Annotated in this window: 20 protein-coding genes; 7 read left to right on the top strand and 13 right to left on the bottom strand. The window is 54.4% G+C overall.

The annotated features are described in order from the left end of the window. Window positions 1–41 precede the first annotated feature (41 nt). Complete coding sequence (locus tag CWS43_RS18880; RefSeq protein WP_101078621.1) at window positions 42–1,223, bottom strand: cell wall metabolism sensor histidine kinase WalK; 1,182 nt, start codon at window positions 1,221–1,223, stop codon at window positions 42–44. Further along, window positions 1,220–1,915, bottom strand: a complete 696-nt coding sequence (locus tag CWS43_RS18885; protein ID WP_101078622.1) for a response regulator transcription factor — start codon at window positions 1,913–1,915, stop codon at window positions 1,220–1,222. The genes CWS43_RS18880 and CWS43_RS18885 overlap by 4 nt, the downstream gene beginning before the upstream one ends. 126 nt (window positions 1,916–2,041) lie before the next feature. Here CWS43_RS18885 and CWS43_RS18890 point away from each other — a divergent pair, with 126 nt between their 5' ends. Next, the gene (locus CWS43_RS18890; protein WP_101078623.1) at window positions 2,042–2,830 is read left to right on the top strand and encodes a MipA/OmpV family protein; all 789 of its coding nucleotides are present in this window, start codon (window positions 2,042–2,044) and stop codon (window positions 2,828–2,830) included. Between the two features lie 248 nt (window positions 2,831–3,078). Here the strand turns inward: CWS43_RS18890 and CWS43_RS18895 are convergent, their stop codons facing one another. The 5 genes from CWS43_RS18895 to CWS43_RS18915 all read right to left on the bottom strand — a co-directional run bounded on the left by CWS43_RS18895 (window position 3,079) and on the right by CWS43_RS18915 (window position 8,431). After that, window positions 3,079–4,050, bottom strand: coding sequence for a chemotaxis protein (locus CWS43_RS18895; RefSeq protein ID WP_101078624.1), 972 nt, complete (start codon window positions 4,048–4,050; stop codon window positions 3,079–3,081). A gap of 184 nt (window positions 4,051–4,234) precedes the next feature. After that, entirely contained in the window at window positions 4,235–5,212 is a 978-nt protein-coding gene (locus CWS43_RS18900) for an MDR family oxidoreductase (RefSeq protein WP_101078625.1), read from the bottom strand. Window positions 5,213–5,306: 94 nt separating this feature from the next. Beyond that, on the bottom strand, window positions 5,307–5,957 hold the full coding sequence (locus tag CWS43_RS18905; protein WP_101078626.1) for a TetR/AcrR family transcriptional regulator: 651 nt from the start codon (window positions 5,955–5,957) through the stop codon (window positions 5,307–5,309). Window positions 5,958–6,097: 140 nt separating this feature from the next. After that, on the bottom strand, window positions 6,098–7,435 hold the full coding sequence (locus CWS43_RS18910; protein ID WP_101078627.1) for an LLM class flavin-dependent oxidoreductase: 1,338 nt from the start codon (window positions 7,433–7,435) through the stop codon (window positions 6,098–6,100). A 9-nt stretch (window positions 7,436–7,444) separates the two neighbouring features. Continuing rightward, window positions 7,445–8,431 (bottom strand): MsnO8 family LLM class oxidoreductase, encoded by a 987-nt coding sequence (locus CWS43_RS18915; protein ID WP_101078628.1) that lies wholly within the window; start codon window positions 8,429–8,431, stop codon window positions 7,445–7,447. 285 nt (window positions 8,432–8,716) lie between these two features. Here CWS43_RS18915 and CWS43_RS18920 point away from each other — a divergent pair, with 285 nt between their 5' ends. The 6 genes from CWS43_RS18920 to CWS43_RS18945 all read left to right on the top strand — a co-directional run bounded on the left by CWS43_RS18920 (window position 8,717) and on the right by CWS43_RS18945 (window position 13,972). Further along, window positions 8,717–9,640 (top strand): ABC transporter substrate-binding protein, encoded by a 924-nt coding sequence (locus CWS43_RS18920; RefSeq protein WP_198555879.1) that lies wholly within the window; start codon window positions 8,717–8,719, stop codon window positions 9,638–9,640. Window positions 9,641–9,656: 16 nt separating this feature from the next. After that, on the top strand, window positions 9,657–10,160 hold the full coding sequence (locus CWS43_RS18925; protein WP_101078630.1) for a GNAT family N-acetyltransferase: 504 nt from the start codon (window positions 9,657–9,659) through the stop codon (window positions 10,158–10,160). A 24-nt stretch (window positions 10,161–10,184) separates the two neighbouring features. Continuing rightward, window positions 10,185–11,096, top strand: coding sequence for an amino acid ABC transporter permease (locus CWS43_RS18930; RefSeq protein ID WP_101078631.1), 912 nt, complete (start codon window positions 10,185–10,187; stop codon window positions 11,094–11,096). A 17-nt stretch (window positions 11,097–11,113) separates the two neighbouring features. Beyond that, the gene (locus CWS43_RS18935) at window positions 11,114–11,959 is read left to right on the top strand and encodes an amino acid ABC transporter ATP-binding protein (protein ID WP_232777072.1); all 846 of its coding nucleotides are present in this window, start codon (window positions 11,114–11,116) and stop codon (window positions 11,957–11,959) included. A gap of 920 nt (window positions 11,960–12,879) precedes the next feature. Then, the gene (locus tag CWS43_RS18940; protein WP_101078632.1) at window positions 12,880–13,284 is read left to right on the top strand and encodes a CidA/LrgA family protein; all 405 of its coding nucleotides are present in this window, start codon (window positions 12,880–12,882) and stop codon (window positions 13,282–13,284) included. Then, entirely contained in the window at window positions 13,277–13,972 is a 696-nt protein-coding gene (locus CWS43_RS18945) for a CidB/LrgB family autolysis modulator (protein WP_101078633.1), read from the top strand. Before CWS43_RS18940 ends, CWS43_RS18945 begins: the two co-directional genes overlap by 8 nt. Before the next feature lie 211 nt (window positions 13,973–14,183). Here CWS43_RS18945 and flgL read toward each other — a convergent pair whose 3' ends face one another. The 6 genes from flgL to flgG form a co-directional block, all read right to left on the bottom strand. Beyond that, a complete protein-coding gene (gene flgL, locus CWS43_RS18950; protein WP_101078634.1) occupies window positions 14,184–15,146 on the bottom strand; it encodes a flagellar hook-associated protein FlgL in 963 nt (320 codons plus the stop codon). A gap of 27 nt (window positions 15,147–15,173) precedes the next feature. Beyond that, the gene (gene flgK / locus CWS43_RS18955) at window positions 15,174–16,826 is read right to left on the bottom strand and encodes a flagellar hook-associated protein FlgK (RefSeq protein ID WP_101078635.1); all 1,653 of its coding nucleotides are present in this window, start codon (window positions 16,824–16,826) and stop codon (window positions 15,174–15,176) included. Window positions 16,827–16,968: 142 nt separating this feature from the next. After that, window positions 16,969–17,937, bottom strand: a complete 969-nt coding sequence (gene flgJ / locus CWS43_RS18960; RefSeq protein WP_101078636.1) for a flagellar assembly peptidoglycan hydrolase FlgJ — start codon at window positions 17,935–17,937, stop codon at window positions 16,969–16,971. Next, window positions 17,937–19,043 (bottom strand): flagellar basal body P-ring protein FlgI, encoded by a 1,107-nt coding sequence (locus CWS43_RS18965; RefSeq protein ID WP_101078637.1) that lies wholly within the window; start codon window positions 19,041–19,043, stop codon window positions 17,937–17,939. The genes flgJ and CWS43_RS18965 overlap by 1 nt, the downstream gene beginning before the upstream one ends. 10 nt (window positions 19,044–19,053) lie before the next feature. Beyond that, window positions 19,054–19,680 carry a flagellar basal body L-ring protein FlgH gene (locus CWS43_RS18970; protein ID WP_232777097.1) on the bottom strand — a complete coding sequence of 209 codons (627 nt, stop codon included), beginning with the start codon at window positions 19,678–19,680 and terminating at the stop codon, window positions 19,054–19,056. Window positions 19,681–19,883: 203 nt separating this feature from the next. After that, window positions 19,884–20,666, bottom strand: a complete 783-nt coding sequence (flgG, locus tag CWS43_RS18975) for a flagellar basal-body rod protein FlgG (protein ID WP_101078639.1) — start codon at window positions 20,664–20,666, stop codon at window positions 19,884–19,886. Between the last annotated feature and the right edge of the window lie 11 nt (window positions 20,667–20,677).

Genomic DNA, 20,677 nt, shown 5'->3' on the forward strand with positions numbered 1-20,677 from the left:
CCTGTGATATTTCATCAAGGAACCGTCAAGATTAAAAATATTTATTCTGCACGCGGTCCGTACGGTAAACAGACAATGATGTTTATTCCCGGCTCCTGCGTACGGCTGGCCTGAATACTGCCGCCATGCGCTTCACAGATAGCGCGGGCAATCGACAGCCCGAGGCCACTGCCCCCGGAATCCCTTGCCCGCGAACCTTCCTCACGGGTAAACCGCTCAAACATGACGGGCAGGAAACTGGCATCAACACCCCGCCCGTAGTCGCGGAACTGGATTTCAACGCCCTGCGCATCCTGGCGTAAATCAATATCCAGCCTTTTGCCCTCGGCGGCGTAGCGCAGGGCATTTTCCATGATAATGGTAAAAACCTGCCCCAGACGGGAGGCATCACCGTCGTAAAGAAGCGGGTCACTGCCGGACAAGTTGATTGTCACACCTGACGCCGCCGACTGAGGTTTCAGCCAGGCCACACGTTCACGAACCAGCTCCGTCAGATCCAGCTCATTTTTGCTCAGATTGAGCTGGCCAGCATCGGCCAGAGACAACAGATGCAACTCATCAATCAGGCGGCTGAGGTGCAAAAGTTGTCGCATGACCATGCCCAGCTGTTTCGGTTCCGGCGGGAACACGCCGTCAAGCATCCCCTGCAACCGGCCCATCGCCGCCGTGAGCGGCGAGCGTAGCTCATGCGCCATCGCCACATGCGAGGCCCGTAACTCACGCTCATAGCGGGAAAGCTGCTGCGTCATCACATTGAAATCTTCGGTGAACCGGACAAGCTCTGCCGGGGCATTTTTCACCGGCTCCACGCTTGTTTTGAAGTCACCTTTCGCGACGGCACCGGCGGCATTCGCCAGACGGCTGAACTGCGCTGAGAGAGGCCGGGCCGCTTTCAGCCCGAACGCGACGATGAAGGGGATCATCACCACCACCAGGATCCCGACCATCATCCAGTCGGCAGAGGCTATCGAGGGTTCGGAATAGCGCGCGCCCCAGCCAGCATCCACAATCTGATGGAAGCGCGTCACGTTCAGCTCAGGGTTATCGCGTAACAGCGCAAACTCCTGCCTCATTGCGGCAGGCATATGATGGAGAACCCAAAGATTCTCAATGGCAAAGCGCAGCCACATGCAAAAAGCAATAACGACCACCGTGCCAATCGCCAGGGTCAGGATGCGGACACAAATCCACCGCCAGAGGGACTGATATTTCAGGCGGCTCATGGTTGTCTGAACCGGTAACCGACGCCGCGCACGTTAACGAGCACGTTATTCACACCGGCGGATTCGAGTTTTTTGCGCAAATTGTATACGTGGGTATCCACGACGCGCTCCAGCGCCTCGCTTTCAGGCAGGCAACGTTCCAGAAGATATTGACGGGAAAAAGGCCGCGTCTGTGCGCTCATCAGGGTTGTCAGGATAGAAAATTCCGTCGGCGTTAACTCCAGGTATTCAGGGTTCCCCGTTTCACCCGTCATTGAGGCCGTCAGCCCCTGCGGGTCGACCTCCAGATTCTGCCAGCGCAAATTCCCGGTGTCTTTTTCGACAGAAGAAACACGCCGCAGCACGGCCTGCACGCGCGCCACTACTTCGCCGGGATGATAAGGTTTAACCACATAATCATCCGCGCCATAACGCAGTGCGCCAATTTTGTCAGGCATATCGCCCATGGCGGTCACCATAATGATGGGCGTATTGCTTGTCCGGCGTATGGCGGCTAATACATCCGTCCCCCGCATACCGGGAAGCATCACATCGAGCAAAATCAAATCCGGTTTCCAGCGCTGCGCTTTCTCCAGCCCGGACAGACCGTCTCCGGCAACGGAGACTTCATAGTTCTCACGCGTTAAGTAAGCCTCAAGGACATCAGCCGCATCAGCATCGTCTTCAATAATCAGGATCCGTTTGGTGTGCATATTCGTTGCCTTGACTGTTTCTTCATAAATCCCCGACAGTTTATTGACACTGCCTCTTCATACTTCTCCTCTCTGATGCAGCCTTCATCTGTGTCAGGCCTGAAAAACCGGTGATGAGGAGTCACGATGATAACCAGAAAACTATTGCTGCACATTACCTGTTTCGCCCTGTCCGGAACAATGCTTCCGGCGTTTGCAGAGGGCGACGATGCGACACAACAAAATGTTACCGTCGGCCTGGGGGCCCAAAATACGCCGCGTTACAGCGGCTCAGACAAACGACACTGGCAGGTCGCTCCGGTCATTCAGGCGCGTGATGGCGCATTCTTTTTCGATTCTCAAAAAGGGGTGGGTTATGACTTACAAAGCCAGAGCGGCTTTTATCTGGAACACACGCTGGGCTACAGCCTGGGACGGGCGGACAAAAATTCTGTCTGGCGTGACGGGGATAATAAACTCAAGGGCATGGGGAATATTGCCGCCACGCTGAACACCGCACTCGCAGCGGGATGGTCGGTGACCCCGTGGTTAGACCTCGAAGGGAAAGCCACGCTTCCACTCACAGACAGCCAGGGCGTTCATTACCAGGCATCTGTCACGCTGATCCCCATTCAGACGCCGGATGACACACTGGCCTTTCAGTCCGCCGCGCTTTTTGGCGACCATCGCTACATGAACACTTTTTATGGCGTGAATGCGCAGCAAAGCGCGCGCACCGGCTTTGCGACTTACGCGGCATCAGGCGGGTTTTATGGTACCGACAACAGCCTGACCTGGAGCCATCAGTTTACCCCGCACTGGGGAAGCGTTGTCAGTGCGGACTACACCTGGCTCGGCGAGCACGCAAGCCAAAGCCCCGTCGTTTTCCGCCGTAATAATACGTCTGTCAGCCTGGCGGTTCTCTACACGTTTTAACGTCGTGACGTAGCCATATTTATTTTGTCGATTTTTGCGCCGGGGAGAACGCGGTGAAGGGCGATATTCTTTTGCTCATTCTGTTTATTCTTTTTTGTACCTGCGTATATGGGATCGTGTTTCTCCTGTTAGCGCCTCCCAATATCGCGGCAGGCATGCGGCACACTTTGGCGATGATTGCCGGTATTCAGAAACGATAAGCCCGCATCAATCGCGGGCCCGGTTTCATTCATCACACACGGAAACTATTACGCGTGCGCAATTTTTTTACCATCCAGCGCTTTATGGATCGCAGCTTCCAGTTCATTGATTTCGAATTTCGCCACATAACCATCAGCACCTACTTTGCGCACGTGATCTTCGTTGGCGCTGCCGGATAATGAAGAGTGGATAATCACCGGAATATTTTTCAGGAACTCATCACGTTTAATATTCAGCGTCAGCGTAAAGCCGTCCATCTCCGGCATTTCCAGATCGGTTAATACAAAGGAGATCTTATCGGAAATGGGCAGCCCTGCGGCTTTACACTCTTCAGCCATCTTGCGGATTTTATTCCATGCTTCCAGACCGGTGACATGCATCTGTGCCGGGATTTCCATCATGTTCAGGCCTTTTTCCAGCATCTGGCGCGCAACTTTGGAATCTTCCGCGACAATCGCGACGGTACCAGGCTTAAGTTTGAATGCGCTGGTTTTCTTCTTATCCATGTTGATATTGTTGTTCGGAATGATGTCATGCAGGATCTGCTCGACATCAAGCACCAGCGCCAGGCGGTTGCTGGATTTATCATTATCCAGCCGCGCGATGCTGGTGATGTTGCGGCTCTTCACGCCCGCCTCAGCGGCCAGCACCTGGCTCCATTCAAGGCGCACGATATCATCCACAGATTCCACGGCAAATGCCTGTGTGCTGCGGGCATACTCTGTCACCAGTAAGATGTTCAGCCCGGTTTTCGGCACGCAGCCGACGACCGCAGGCAGGTCAATGACCGGAATAATTTCGCCGCGAATATTGGCCATCCCCATCATGGGTGAAGCCATACCTGCCGCTTTGGTCAGCGTCGGCATCGGCACAATTTCGCGCAGCTTAAAAACGTTAATGCCAAAAAGTTCAGACTGCTCGTCATCCGGTGAAGTCCCCAGACGGAACAGCAAAAGCTCAAACCGGTTTGATGACGTAAGGTTAGTTCTCTCATCAATTTCTTTCTGAAAATTATCCATACTTTCCCCATGCGTATTTTTATTTGAGTGTGTTTGCGCTGCAATATGAGTCATTTGGAAAATAAGGAATCATTTTCTCAGACGAACATTGTATTTATCGGCTGACTGCAGGGAATTCTTTATAGAGGAAGAAAAATTGAGCGGAGAAAACGCCCGGCACCCTGAGGATGCCGGGGATGGCAGATTAGCCGCTGATTTTAACCAGCGTTCTGCCCTGGATTTTATTATTCAGGAAATCCGCAGCAACGGCTGGCGCCTGTTCCAGCGTAATTTCAGTGGCCGCCTGTTGGTAGAAGCTGTCCGGCAATGTTTTCAGCAGGCGCTCCCACACGGCGGCACGGCGTTCAGCGGGCACGGAAACAGAATCTACGCCCTGCAAACGCACGTTACGCAGGATAAACGGCATCACCGTTGTCGGCAGGTTGAAGCCACCGGCCAGGCCACAGGCCGCTACGCAGCCGCCGTAGTTGGTTTGCGCCAGCAATTTTGCCAGCACTTTGTCGCCCACGGTATCAACCGCACCGGCCCAGACCTGTTTTTCCAGCGGACGGGTTTCGGCAAAATCATCACGGGACAGAATCTCACTGGCACCGAGTTTACGCAGATAATCATGGGTAGATTCACGCCCGGTCACGGCCGCAACGGTATAACCGAGGGTGTGCAGCAGGGCAACTGCTGTACTGCCCACACCACCGCTGGCACCGGTCACGACAACGGTGCCGCTTTCCGGAGTTACGCCCGCTTCTTCCAGCGCCATCACGCACAGCATTGCGGTAAAACCGGCAGTACCGATGATCATCGCATGGCGCGCAGCCAGGCCTGCGGGGAGTGCCACCAGCCAGTCGCCTTTCACGCAGGCCTGCTCTGCCAGGCCACCCCAGTGCGTTTCGCCTACGCCCCAGCCGGTCAGGATCACCGATTGTCCGACATCAAAACGCGGGTCGTTGCTGCGGCTGACGCGGCCAGCGAAATCAATCCCCGGCACCATCGGGAACTGGCGGATGATTTTGCCTTTACCGGTGATCGCCAGTGCATCTTTATAGTTAAGACCTGACCAGCTGATATCCACCAGGACATCGCCCTGCGCCATTTCCGGCAGAGCTATCTCTTTCACTTCGGCCAGCGTCGTTTTGTCTTGTTGTTCCAGAACCAGTGCTTTCATTTTTTTCCCTTAATTATTTCAGGAGAGCGAATTATGTCGTCGTTAGCGATGCGATGGCTAACGCAATGATTGCAGGTGCTATTTTTAAAATTTCTTATTGTATGCTGTGCCGGAAATAGGCCCAAAACTGATCCAAAGGTTCGGCTGAACGGAACAGTTTTGCGCGCATCACGGCGCCTTCCCAACCTGACCAGAAAACCTGCGCCAGAAGCGCCGGAGGCATATCGCCGCAGATCTCACCACACCGCTGTGCATCTTCCAGGCAGCACGCCACGCGGCTTTCCCAGTCATCCAGAATTGTTTTCAGCTTTTCGGGAAAATCGTCAGGAAGATGCGGAGACTCTTGCAATAAATTGCCGACCAGACATCCCCGGCTGAACTCGAACTTCGCCATTGCATGACCGGCATGACGGACAAAAGCGGCCATTCTTTCCAGCGGGGATAAGCCGGTATTGAGCAAAAATTTGTCCAGCTTATGGGCGAAAAATGACCCGTAGGCGGTCAGCACCGCCATGCCGAACTCCTGTTTGCTTTTAAAATAGTGATAGAACGACCCTTTTGGCACGGCGATGTTTTTAATCACCGCATCGATACCCGCCGCCAGATAGCCCATCTCGGTGATCACTTCCAGCCCGGAGCGGATCAGTGCTTCACGCGTGTCCGTCAGCTCACGCGCCGTTCTCGGCGGGCGCCCTCTGCGGGGCTTGTTCTGAACGTCAGAAACAGCGGGAAGATCATTACTCATAATTTAGACCGATCGTTTTTTAATTGCAGGAAGCCTACTCCCAATTTTTTACACAGGCAAGACCGCAGGCCTTCCTGAAAAGCAAAAAGCCCGCTCGGGCTAACCGGAGCGGGCTTTTAAAATGCCTTAGTATGTTGTAACTATTTCGCGATCACTGGCTCACGGCGCGTTTCGGGCACGCTGTAACGGTTCACTTTAAACGGAATATCAAGACGCTCGCGCAGCGTATGCGCTTCGGACGGATGCCAGTAACCGCGTGCGGCCAGCACCGGCAGCACCAGCCGCGTGATGTCGTCGAGTGCTTCTGTCAGCACCGGACCGCTGATGATAAATCCGCTGGCACCGCCCTCTTCCACCCAGCGGATCAGACGGTCAGCCACCTGCTCCGGCGTACCAAAGAATTCGCCACGCGGCAACGTCGTCTGGTATGCCACTTCACGCAACGTCAGCTGTTTTTCTTTTGCCAGTTTCTTAATGCTGTCTGTCGTGGAACGGAAGGTGTTTTGCCCCAAATCGCCGAGTTCAGGGAACGGGCCATCGGCCGGATACTGGCTGAAATCATGGTGATCAAAGAAACGCCCGAGATAGGCTAACGCATCATCAAGCGACAGCAGGGAAAGCAGATACTGATATTTGGCCTCGGCCTCCTCTTCCGTTTTGCCCACAATCGGGCTGATGCCGGGGAAGATGCCCACCGGATGGCGACCATTTTGCGCCACCTGAGCCTGTAACTTCGCGGCGTATTCCTGCGCCTCGTCCAGAGTACGTGCATTGGTGAAAACCGCATCGGCTGATTTACCTGCCAGCGCGATCCCCGCATCCGATGCGCCGGCCTGGAAAATCACCGGCTGCCCCTGCGGTGAGCGCTGAATATTCAGTGGCCCTTCCACCGAGAAGAATTGCCCCTGATGATTCAGTTTATGCAGCTTCGCCGCATCAAAGAACACGCCGCTTTCGCGGTCACGGACAAACGCACCGTCTTCCCACGAATCCCACAAACCCTGCACTACGTTGATGTATTCTTCCGCAATCTGATAACGCAGCGCGTGCTCAGGATGATCTTTACCGAAGTTTTTCGCCGAACCGGCCAGCGGAGAGGTCACCACATTCCAGCCCGCACGCCCCTGGCTGATATTGTCTATCGATGCCAGCTGACGCGCCACCGTAAACGGATCGCTGTAAGACGTCGAAATCGTACCCGCCAGACCAATACTGTGGGTGGCCGATGCCAGCGCCGACAACAGCGCAATCGGCTCAAAACGATTGAGGAAATGCGGCAGCGACTTTTCGTTGATGTGCAGACCGTCGGCCACAAACAGGAAATCAAAACCGGCGGCTTCGGCGCGCAATGCTAAATCGCGAAAATACGGAAAATTCACGCTGGCGTCCGCAGGCGCTTTTTCATGCCGCCACGAATTCATATGACCACCTGCACCATGCAACATCAGGCCGAACTTGATACTTTTTGAATGGCTCATGGATTCTCCTTACAGCTGGCCAGCCAGCAATTCGATGGATTTCAGACGCACGGCGGCATCTGTCAGTGGGGTATGGATGACAAATTCGTTGACGCAGAGACGGCGCTGCAGCTCACGCAGTTGCGCGTGGATCTCGCCGGGTGTGCCGTGCAGCACGCTGAGTTGTTGTTGCTCAATGCGATACTGTGCCGCCCCGGCCTGCCGCACAAACGCTTCCGCCTGCTCACGGGTGCCCACCGTCACATGCCGGTCACCGACCGTGACACGAAAATTATGCTGCTCAGAAACCAGCGCCGCCGCCTGCTCGCGGGTCTCAGCCGCCAGCACAGCAAGGCTTATCAGCGCCTGTCCCTGCCCGCCGGAATACTCGTGAAACGCCAGTACGGATTCCGTCATCACTTCCGCCGAGGTATTGATAAAGCCGGCAAACACAAAATTCCAGCCGAGTGAGGCTGCCAGCCGGGCGCTGTCTTTGCTGGCACCCAGTAAAAAGCGTTGCGGCGCAACGGGCGGACGCGGTAACGCACGGGCTTCCGTGCCCGCCAGATGTTCATCAAGATGCGTCAGATAATGCGTCAGTTGCTGCAACTGCGCCGGGAACCCCGGCGCAGAATCTGCCGGTGCATGCGCACGCAAGGCTTTAGTGGATAACGGTAAACCGCCGGGTGCCTTGCCGATACCTATATCCACACGATCCGGCGCCAGCGCAGACAGCAGATGAAAATTCTCCGCCACTTTATACGGGCTGTAATGTTGCAGCATGACGCCACCGGAGCCGATGCGCAGCCGTGATGTGTGTGCCAGCAACCAGGCGATCAGGACTTCAGGCGAACTGCCGGCCAGCTTTTCAGTATCGTGATGTTCAGAGACCCATAAGCGGTGATAGCCCAGGGTTTCCGCTGCCTGCGCAAAGGCCAGCGTGGCCTCCAGCGCCTGCGCTGGCGTTTGTCCGTCATTTATCGGGCTTTGGTCTAATAAACTCAGTCGGTAATTCACCTGGCATTCCTTTTTATCCGTTGTGATAAAAAGAGTTCCACGAAATAAGGACAAAGCTAAATAATAAAATGGCACTTATATAGTCAGTATTTTGCTATGCAAATATCGGCTTTATTAAAAATCGCCTGATTTTTATTTTCATCAAACCGCTGCGGGTATTTTCATTTTCTCTCTTTGATTATTTAATTTTGTTGTTTTACATCTCTGTAACACTCCGGAATAGTGAAATTGCTGTCTCACACGGATCACCCCATACAATAAGAATGCAGGGCAAAATAACAAATGATGAAACACAGTCTTAAATTAACCACCATCGCCGCTTTATTAAGTGTTTCTGCACTGGCGCAGGCCGCACCGGGTATTGATCTGGTCGCCAATGAAACGCCGGTCAATACGCCCAAAAGCCCGGAAGCTGTGGCAAAAATCCCGGCTAATTTTAAATTTGTTGAACCCGGCACGCTGACCGTGGCGCTGGCGGTGCTGGGCAGCGCCCCGCCGTTCGGCCTGTATGCCCGCGATAATAAGACCGTGATCGGCAGCGAAGCGGATATCGCCCGTCTGGTGGCCGACGGTCTGGGCCTTAAACTGAAAGTGGTTCCGGCTTCCTGGGAGGACTGGCCGCTGGGCGTGACGTCCGGGAAATACGACGCCGCCATCTACAACATTACCGTCACCAAAGATCGCAAAACCAAATTCGATTTCGCCACGTATCGCCAGGATACGCTGGGCTTCTACGTGAAATCCGACAGCAAAATCACCTCGATTCAATCCGCGCCGGATATCGCCGGGAAACGCATTATTGTCGGCTCCGGCACCAATCAGGAAGCTGTCTTGCTGGCGTGGGATAAAGAGAATCAGGCTAAAGGCTTACCGGCGCTGAAACCGCAGTACGTCACTGACGACGCCGCCGCGACGCTGGCGATTCAGTCTGGCCGCGCGGATGCCACGTTCGGGCCGAACGTCACCGGCGCATACAAAGCGTTGTTAACCGGCAAAACCAAACTGGTCGGCACCGTGCCGGGCGGCTGGCCGAAAACCGCCAACATTGCGGTGACGCTGAAAAAGGGCAACGGATTAGTGGATGCGGTGCAGGCGTCGCTTAACAGCGCCATCGCCAGTGGTGCTTACATCAAGGTTCTGGATCGCTGGGGTGAAAGCGTTAAGAAAATCGACCACTCCGAAATTAACCCGCCCGGCCTGGGCGACTGATAAAAGAGGCTCAATCATGAGTGATGACGTGTTTATCCAGACCGTGCCGGAAGACCCGCTGATTGCGCCGTTCATCGAAGGATTGTTCGGTGAATACCGTGAACGTTACGGCGATTATTTTTCCAGCCAGCCACCGGAGGATGACAGCGTATTCTCCGCACCGGACGGCACGTTTATTGTGCTGCTGAGAAACGGAGCGCCCATTGCGATGGGCGCGTACAAGCGCTACGACGAGAAAACCGCTGAGCTGAAACGCATCTGGACGCACCGGTCTTTGCGCCGTCAGGGGCTGGCACAGAAGGTTTTGCTTGAACTGGAACGCCGCGCCGCCAGGTATGGTTATCAGCAGGTATTCCTCACCACCGGTTTCCGCCAGCCGGAAGCGGTCGGGTTGTACTTGTCGCACGGTTACCAGCCGTTGTTTGACACGCGCCTCGACCCGGATGTTTATTCCCACCCGCCGTACGACGGTCGTCTGCCGTTTACCAAGGCGCTGACCGCTGATGTCCCTGTCACCTGAAATTGCCAAAAGAAAGAGAACACCATGAGCGAAAACGCCCCGACTTCCGTGAATCATCCGCCGCTGAAAGTGGTCCCGGCACGCTATCCGTGGCGGGTAGCCGGTGCGATATTTTCAGTCTTTATCCTGCTGGGCATCGTCGAGTCGATTGCCACCAACGCCCGCTGGGAATGGGGCGTTTTTCGCCAGTGGTTCTTTGATCCGGTCATTCTTTCCGGGCTGGGAAAAACGTTGCTGCTGACGCTGCTGGGCACGCTGTTTGGCATTATTTTAGGCACAGCGCTGGCCCTCGCCCGCCTGTCGAAATCCTACTTAATGAATGCGCTGGCCTGGGGATATATCTGGCTGTTCCGCTCCCTGCCGCTGTTACTGGTGCTGATCATTCTCTACAACTTTTCATATCTCTACGACAACCTGTCGCTCGGTATTCCGTTTACGTCCATTTCCTTTTTCAGCACGCCAACCGTGAATTTGCTGGATCAGTTTTCAGTCGCGGTTCTGGGGCTTTCGCTGGTGCAGTCGGCGTATACCGCAGAGATTATCCGTGGCGGGATTTTAGGCGTGGAACACGGCCAGCACGAAGCCGCCGCCGCGCTCGGTTTACCGGCCTACCGCCGGACGTTTCGCATCATTTTGCCTCAGGCGCTGCGCTCGATCCTGCCGACCGGCTTTAACGAAGTGATCAGCCTGGCAAAGGGCACATCCATTGTTTACGTGCTCTCCATGCCGGAGTTGTTCTACACCGTACAGGTGATCTACAACCGCACGCAGCAGGTGATCCCGCTGCTGATGGTGGCGACGGTGTGGTATCTGCTGATCACGACCGTGCTGTCGGTGCTGCAATACTACGTCGAGCGTTATTTCTCACGCGGTACGGTGCGTCAGGTTGCGCCCACGCCGTTGCAGCGTCTGCGCCAGTGGCGTGTCGCCCGTTGATAATTCTGGAGAAATCTATGTCTGAAGCCTTTGATCTTTTCGTAAAACAGCCTCAGGACGCTTCCGTTGAACGGTTGTTTCCGCGCCAGCCGCAGGCCGCCACCGTCGGGCGCATCGAGATAAATAATCTGAGCAAATTCTACGGCGCGCACAAAGCGCTGGATAACGTCAGTCTGCGCATTGAACCCGGCACGGTGACGGTGATCCTTGGCCCGTCCGGCTCGGGAAAATCCACGTTACTGCGCACCATCAATCATCTGGAGCGCGTCGATGAAGGCTTTATCCAGATTGACGGCGATTACATCGGTTACCGCCGTAAAGGTGACACGCTGTACGAGCTGAAAGAGCGCGCAATTCTTAAACAGCGCACACACGTCGGTTATGTTTTCCAGAATTTCAATTTATTCCCGCACATGACGGTGCTGGACAATATTATCGAAGCGCCCGTCGTTCACGGTTTGCTGAAACGCAGGCAGGCTATTGCCCGCGCTTATGAACTGCTCGATACCGTCGGTTTGCGCGAAAAAGCCCACGCCTGGCCGCGCCATCTTTCCGGCGGCCAGCAGCAGCGTATCGCCATCGCCCGCGCTTTAGCGCTGAATCCCAAAGTGATGCTGTTCGATGAACCCACCTCCGCGCTCGACCCGGAACTGGTGGGTGAAGTGCTGGACGTCATCAAAAAACTGGCGCAGTCCGGCGTCACACTGGTGGTGGTGACGCATGAAATCGGGTTTGCACGCCAGGTTGCGGATCAGGTGGTGTTTATGGTGGATGGCGCCGTTGTTGAGAGCGGGAGTGCAACGCAGGTGCTGGACAGGCCGGTGCATAAGCGGACGAAAGCCTTCCTGGAGAAGGTGCTTTAAGATTGGCAAATTTTGGGTTTTCTCACTTGCCGTGAGGGGGGGGCTCACTCGCCGTGAAGGCTATGACCGCGAATATTTCGGTTTCTCACTTGCCGTGAGGGGCTTGATCGAGAAAATTTCGGTTTCTCACTCGCCGTGAAGGCTCTGACTGAGAATATTTCGGTTTCTCAATTGCGGTGTTCCCTTAACGCGCTGCGCCGAAACCGCCCAAAAGAGGCCAGGACGGGCCTCTCTTGGATCTCTCTCGTCTTTTTTACTGCGCGCTCCGCTCGCTGGCTATATTCCAGCAACTCCTGCTAGTGCCGCAAACGTCGCCGCTGCGCGGTGCTCTCGCCTCGGGTTCGAACCTGCTCGAAAAAAGACTCTCGCTGTTTCTCACTCCTCACTCGACGTCGTTTTGAAAGCGGCCACTGGCTTTCTAATTCACAACCTCACTGCTGATGGTTTTTAAAAGACGCCGTTGAATTTGGATAAGCCAGTGGCCGCTATCAGAAAGCTTGCTGAATGAGTGTTTCGAGACGAAGGGCTCGAAGACCGAAATGAAGGAACCGCGCAGCGGCAAGATTTCGCGGCAATAGCAATTGTCCCTGAAACATAGCCAGCGAGCGGAGCGCGCAGTGAAAAAAGCGTGGGAGATCAAAGAGGGAGGCGCTTTCCTCCCTCTTTGGCGGTTTCGGCGCAGTTGGCTAAGTGATCACCGCACATGAGAAACCGAAATATTCTCGGTCATAGCCTTCACGGCGAGTGAAAAACCGAAACTTTCCCGATCCCCCCTCACGGCGAGTGAGAAACCAAAACTTTCCCCGTTTCCTGAACACCATTTTGGAATACACTTCATTCCTAAATTTCATACTGCGTTTTGTGGCACAGATCACATCTTAATTGTATGATGAATTCATCTTTTAACCGGGTGAAACACCATGAGCAATACAATATCCCTTATAATGCAATATGTACGGGCATTCATTCTGATCTATCTCTGTTTATTCGCCGGGAATGCGATTTCTTCTCTTTTGCCGATCACCATCCCTGGCAGCATTATCGGCATGCTGATTCTGTTTTGCCTGCTCTCAACGCAGATCCTGCCGTTCAAATGGGTGAAACCCGGCTGTAATCTCCTAATCCGCTATATGGCTTTGCTGTTTGTTCCTATCGGGGTCGGCGTGATGAACTACTACGACCAGCTGCGCACACAGTTCGGCCCGCTGGTGGTGTCCTGTCTGGCAAGTACGATTATCGTATTGCTGGTTGTCGCCTATTGTTCTCACTATATCCATGGTGAACGCGGCACCCTGACCGACAAAGCGGAGAAGAAAAATGATTGATATCCTGTGGTCTCTGCCGCTGACGCTGGTGGTGTTTTTCGCCACCCGCAAACTGGCGATCAAGCTCAAAATGCCGCTGCTTAACCCCCTGCTGATGTCGATGGTGGTGATCATCCCGCTTCTGCTGGTCACTAATATTCCTTACGCACGGTATTTCGCGGGCAGCAAGATCCTCAATGACTTGCTGCAACCCGCCGTTGTTGCGCTGGCGTTTCCTTTATATGAACAGTTGCATCAGATCCGCGCCCGCTGGAAATCCATCATCAGCATCTGTTTTATTGGCAGCATGGTAGCCATGGTGACCGGCACGGCCATTGCATTATGGATGGGAGCCACACCGCAAATTGCCGCCTCTGTTTTGCCTAAATCTGTCACCACGCCTATCGCGATGGCGACCGCGCAATCCATTAACGGCATCCCGGCGATCAGCGCCGTTTGCGTGATTTTCGTGGGTATTCTGGGTGCCGTATTTGGTCACAGCATTTTGAACGTGCTGAAGATTACCACTAAAGCCTCACGCGGCCTGGCGATGGGCACCGCCTCACACGCACTGGGCACCGCGCGCTGCGCAGAAATGGATTATCAGGAAGGGGCATTCAGCTCACTGGCGCTGGTGATTTGCGGGATTATCACCTCCCTTCTCGCCCCGTTCCTGTTCCCCGTCTTACTCGCCATTTTCGGGCATTGAGATAACAGTCAGTCAGCGATCCGGGCAACCAGGGTGTAAAACAGGAAGAAGAAAAAGAGTATGTCGTCCAACCTTAGAAAGACGACATACAAAGCTGAAAGTACCCGGTTTAAGTACAGTCAGAAAAGTGCCTGCAGACCCGCCGTCAGGCGGATACGCAGTCGATAACGAAGAGTGTGGGTCTGGCGCGTAAGTTTACGCGCCGGAGGGATTACGAATTCATCTGGAACAAAGACATACCCTGCATGGCACTGTATGTTTTGTATGATGCCTGCAGCGCAACTTGTTGCAGCGTGTAGGTCGAAATAGCCGACGTCCACTCAGTATCAACCAGATCACTCAGCTTGCTGGCGTTGGTGACATCACGGTTGCTGCCTAACGTATCCAGCGTATCCAGCTCACTCAGTTGTGTCCCCATCTCTGAACTCACGGATGACACATTATTCATTGAGTTAGTCAGGCTACGGTTGGCTTTATCAATCGCATCTGAATATTGAGTATCTGAGGTGTAATCGGCAGACGGCGTTTTGAGCGCAGTCAGCGCATCATCGATGGTTTTGAACACGTCCGTCTGGCTGGCAGAACCGTCGGGTTCGGCAACAGCATCACCGGTTAAGGAATCAAACACCTGATTGCCGGTATGGTCGATGGTCATCGTGCGGCTGGCATCCACCTGTTGGGTGATTGCCGTTGTCCCGCCACTGTAGGTTACCGCCCCTGTCGTCGGATCCTGCGTATAAGGTGGTGTATCGCTTTTATAACCGGCAAAAATATAGCGGCCATTACCATCGGTGCTGTTTGCCAGGTTAACTAGCTGTGACTTCAGACTCTCAAGCTTAGTGGCCAGAGAAGTACGGTCATCATCACTCAGCGAGCCATTACCCGCCTGAACGATCAGCGTATGGGCATCAATGATCGTAGATGTCACGCTGGATAAAACCGAGACTTCCTGACTCATACTCTGGTTAGCAAAACTACGTGCCACCGTGTACTGGCTGTTTTGAGACTGCGCCTGGCGCACCAGAACAGCCTGCGATGCCGCCAGCGGATCGTCAGAAGGTTTGCTGACTTTGGTGCCGGTTGACAATTGTAAACCGGTCGCCTGAAAACGGTTCTGACCATCCAGCACCGCATCCATATTCTGTTGGTAAATCATGTTGGTACTAAGGCGCATGGCATCAGTTCCTTATCAGTTCAAAGATCAGCGAATGTTGATAATCGCGTCGAATATGGTCGATGCGGTCTGCACCACCTGCGCATTCGCCAGGTAATATTGCTGATAACGCTGCAGATTGCCGTATTCTTCATCGAGGTTAACCCCGGAGATAGACTGTTGCTGCGCGGTCAGCTGGGTCATGATATTGCTCTGTGCGGTGCTGGTTGTCGTCAGCGTTGCAACCTGATTACCGACGCTGCTGACCATGCTGGCATAACCACCTGACAGGGTTGATTTACCCTCGATCAGTTTTGCAGTTTGCAAATTCAGCAGTTTCTGCGCATTGGTGTTATCACTGACACCGCTGTCCGCGGCGCTTGCCGCAGCAATCAATGAAGAATCAGAGATAGCGACGTTAAGGCTGCCCGCAACGTTGCTGACAGTTTTAATCGTAAAACTGTCTTTCGTTGACGGCGTACCGCTGACAGTGACGGACAACCCGTCAAACTCCAGCGTCGGATTACCGACCCCATCAGTGCCCGCCGTAGGGGTGATCTTTGCACCATCGGAAACACGCGTGACATCCCAGCTGGTGCCATTGTAGGCCATGGTATAGTCACTGGCTTTTACGGCGGTAGTGTCTTTGTAGGCGACGCTCACATCAGCCGTGCCCTGGTTTTTGCTATTACCAACCGTCGATGCACCGTTAAAGGAGAAGAAATCCGTGCCCGCATCACCGTTAAGGTCAAAACCCGCTTTGTTGGTGGAGTTAAAGCTGTCAGCTAATGTCAGTGCAAGCTGCCCCAACTGGTTGATGGCCGGTTCAAGATTGTCTTTACGGAATGCCAGCGTACCGCCGAGTGAACCGGTAGACAGACGGCTCTCCTGAATTTGAGCAATACTGCCGTCGGCTTGCTTCATCGCAACAGTCAGTTTTGTTGGATCAGAACTTGAGGCCACGGCGACAACCGTTTTAGCATTGCTGCCGCTCACCAGTGGAACACCGTTAGCAAATGAGATGCTATAAGTATCGCCGTCCTGCTGGCTCACAGTGACGCCCGTGATATTATTCAGCTCGCTGACCAACTGGTCGCGCTGATCGAGCAGGGCGTTTGGCTCCTGCCCGGTGCTGCCACGGGTCGCCGTAATCTGGGTATTTAACTTGGCAATTTGGGAAGCGTAAGTGTTGATCTGGTCAACGTTTTGCGTGATCTGCTGGTTAACCGCCGTATTCATATCGTTCAGGTATTTGGCGGAGCTATTAAACTGTGCAGTCAGGCCTTGCGCTTCACCTAAAACCGCCTGGCGCGCTGAGCTGTCGCTGGCATTGCTGGTCAGCGTTTGCAGCCCTTTAAAGAGCGTTGACATGGTGGCGTCAATACCGGTCGAACTGTCACCCAGCAAATCATCGATAGAACTCGCCTGGTCAAGCTGTGTTGACAGCGCACTGCCCGTCGCGTTTGCCCCCAGTAACTGAGTCACCACAAACGAGTTGTATTCACGATTGATACCTGTCACCGATACGCCGTTGCCAATATAGCCTGCGGAAGTTGAGGTACCATTACTTTGCGTGATGATCGCAGTCTGCTTGTTATAGCCTGTCACACTAACGTTAGCGATGTTGTTCCCGGTGGTACTGAGCGCGGCCTGCGCTGCGTTCAGTCCGCTCATTGCGGTATTAATTAAGCTACTGGACATGAGTGACCTTTTGTCTGCCGGTGACCTTTATTACCACCGTGTAATTAAGGGAACTGAATCGGGGCACTCCCCTTTTCCCATTCTGATCAGGTTATCGGCCTGAACCGCTAAAACTTGAGAAAAAAAACGAGGAATTGCAGGCCTAAAAGATATCTTTTAAATCATGGCTATAGGCTTTAACCGCCTGCTCGCCCGCACCTTTAATTTTCTGGATCACGCTGACCAATTTTTCGGCGTAATTCGGGTCCGTCGCATACCCGGCGCGTTGCAATGCGTGCGCTGCCTGCTCAGGCGTGTTGGCCGAAGCCACCTGCGCATAACGCGGGTTATTGGTCAGCAGTTTGATGTAGTCGCTGATGGCTTCAACATACGAACCGTAAACACGGAAGCTGGCCTGAACTTTTTTCGCGACACCGTTGGTATATTCGGTGGTCATGACGTTAGTCGTCGGGCCGTCCCAGCTGCTGCCGGCTTTAATGCCAAACAGGTTGAAGCTGCGTTTACCGTCTGCCGTTGGGATTTCACGCTGCCCCCAACCCGATTCCAGCGCGGCCTGCGCCATAATCAGCTGATGTGAGATCCCGCTGCCTTTACTGGCGACCTGCGCCGGGATACTCAGGCTGGAAACAAACTGCCCGCTGTCAGCCGGCAGCGGGGCGCCGCCCGTCGTGCGGTCCGGCGCGGTCGGGATCACTTTACGCAGATATTGCTCCATCGCCTGAATCGGCATGGTTTTCAATACTTCGCCGTCAAGCGCCATCGGCACCGTACCCGCCTGTTCGGAAGGTTCTTTCCCACCACCTGTAAGCTGCTCAACCATCATATCGGCCATGCCCAACCCTTTGTTAGACATGTCCTGAGCTATTTGCTGATCGTACATCGATGTATAAAGCTTGGTGGATTCGTTATCCAGAATGCCACCCTGCGGCAACGCCTGGCGCATGCTTTTCAGCATCATTTGCACGAAGACACCTTCAAACTGCTTGGCGACTTCTTTAATGTGGGCCTGTGGATCCTGCGAAACATCCCGCTTCAATTTGTTCAGGGAGTTCGCGTCGTACGCTGCTCCCTGCGGGTCAAACGCCCCGGACATCGACATCAGATCGCTCATCAGATAATTTCCAAATCAGCGCGCAGGCATCCGGCTGTTTTCATTGCCTGCAAAATGGACATCAGATCGATAGGCGTAGCGCCCAGCGCGTTAAGTGTGCGAACCACGTTGTTCAGGCTGGCGCTTGAACGCACCTGCTGAATGGCCCCCCCGGACTGACGCACAGAAATATTGGTGTTAGGCGTCACGACCGTCTGCCCGCCACCGAATGGCGTATTGGGCTGGCTGACCTGATTCTGCTGATTGACCACCACGGACAGATTGCCCTGCGCAACCGCACAGCTGTCGAGCGTCACGTCACGGTTCATAACCACCGAGCCGGTACGCGAGTTGATGATGACCTTGGCATCCATCGGGCCGACGTTCACTTCGATGTTCTGGATCTGAGACAAAATGCGGACCTGCGAGCTGTTGCCGCGCGGCACAACAACCTGCACATTACGGGCATCCAGCGCTGTCGCCGTCCCGACACCCTGACGGTTGATAGCATCGCTTATCTGCTGCGCCATGTTGAAATCTTCGTCATTAAGCTGCAGGTTGATCGTGCCTGAGCTGCCAAAAGTCGTTGGCAGTTCGCGTTCAATCGTTGCACCCCCGGTAATACGGCCGCCGGAAAGCTGGTTAACCGCAACGCTGCTCCCGCCTGCTGCCGCACCGGCACCGCCCACCAGCACGTTACCCTGCGCCAGTGCGTAAACCTGGTTATCCACCCCTTTCAGCGGGGTCATCAGCAAAGTGCCGCCACGGATACTTTTGGCGTTACCCATAGAAGAAACCACCACGTCGATGGCCTGCCCGCTGCGGGAGAACGGCGGCATCTTGGCCGTCACCATGACGGCTGCAACGTTTTTCAACTGCATGTTAGTGCCCGCAGGCACGGTGATCCCTAACTGAGACAACATGTTGGTCAGCGTCTGGGTGGTGAACGGGGTTTGGGTTGTCTGGTCACCGGTACCGTCAAGCCCCACGACCAGACCGTAGCCGATCAGGGCGTTATCACGAACCCCTTGTATCGTCGTCAGATCACGAATACGGTCGGCGGATGCGGGCAGTACCACCAGGGCGGAGAACGCCAGACATAAGATACCGGAAAGAAGTTTTCGCATGATTGCCTCGTTATAACGGCGATAAGTTTAAGAAGAACCGCTGCAACCAGCCCATGTTCTGCGCTTCATTGATATAGCCGTTACCCACGTACTCGATACGCGCATCAGCCACCTGCGTGGAGATAACGGCGTTCGCACCGCTGATGGTGCGTGGGTTGACCACACCGGAGAACCGGATGAACTCGGTTCCCTGATTAATCTCGATTTGTTTTTCACCGACAACTTTCAGGTTGCCGTTTGCCAGCACTTCGGCGACGGTCACGGTTAACGTGCCGCTGAAGGTGTTGTTGGCTGCTGCACCGCCCTTACCGGCAAAGGTATTGGCACCGGACATATCGACATCGGCGCGGGCATTGCCAAACAGGCCTTCCAGATAACGCGGTGCCGTCGCGGCACCAAACGTCGTTGCCCCGTTGCGGCTGGCGTTCGCTGAGGAGCTTTTGCTTGCACTGACGTTTTCCTGCAAGACGATGGTCAATGTATCACCGACGTTTCGTGGACGGCGGTCTTCAAACAGAGGCTGATAACCATAGTTCATCGGCTGAACGGACTGGAAAATCGAACCGTTAGGCACTGGCGCTGCGGCAGGGGCAGGTGCCGCTGTGGTTGTTCCGGGAACCAGCGGAGTGTGTGGCATATACGCACAACCATTCGCCAGTAATGTGACTAACAGCGGCAGCACCAGCTTGCCTGGTCGGTCTGAATAAGAAGTCTTTGCCGACGTTATTTTTTTGGTCACCACAGTTGTCGCCTTAAAAAATTCAATCTGGTAGAAACAGAAACCGGTTCAGGACAGGAGCGGTTTCGCCCCTGTCCTCTTGTTATGCGACAGCCAGAAAATTACAGCTGCGAAAGTTTCTGCAGCATTTCATCCGACGTCGATACAGCTTTACTGTTGATTTCGTAGGCACGTTGCGTCTGGATCATGTTGACCAGTTCTTCCGCCACGTTGACGTTTGACGTTTCAACATAGCCCTGGTACAGCAGACCAGCACCGTTCAGACCTGGCGTACTGTCAGTCGGCGCGCCGGAGCTTTGGGTTTCCTGGTACAGGTTTTCACCCAATGATTCCAGGCCAGTGTTGTTGATAAACGTACTCAGCGTCAGCTGACCGACCTGTTGCGCCGCCGTCTGCCCTTGTAAGGTCACGCTGACGATACCGTCACGCCCCACCGTCATGCTCAGGGCATTGGCCGGGACGGTGATTGCAGGGATAATCTGATAACCGCTGGACGTTACCAGCTGGCCATTCTGGTCAACCTGGAAAGAGCCGTCACGGGTATAAGCCGTGGTGCCATCCGGCAACTGCACCTGAAAGAACCCTTCGCCTTTGATGGCGATGTCTTTACTGTTGCTGGTCTGCGACAGGTTACCCTGAGAGAACAGGCGCTCAGTCGACACAGGGCGCACACCGGTACCAATTTGTAAACCTGACGGCAAGTTGGTCTGCTCGGAAGACTGCGCACCCGGCTGGCGAACCGTCTGGTAAAGCAAGTCTTCAAATACCGCACGCTGGCGTTTAAAGCCGTTGGTGCTGACGTTCGCCAGGTTGTTGGCGATGACGTCCATGTTCGTCTGCTGGGCATCCAGCCCGGTTTTCGCAATATACAGCGATGGGATCATGTCATTACTCC

This window comes from Rahnella sp. AA (genome assembly GCF_002834385.1).
Lineage (GTDB): Bacteria > Pseudomonadota > Gammaproteobacteria > Enterobacterales > Enterobacteriaceae > Rahnella.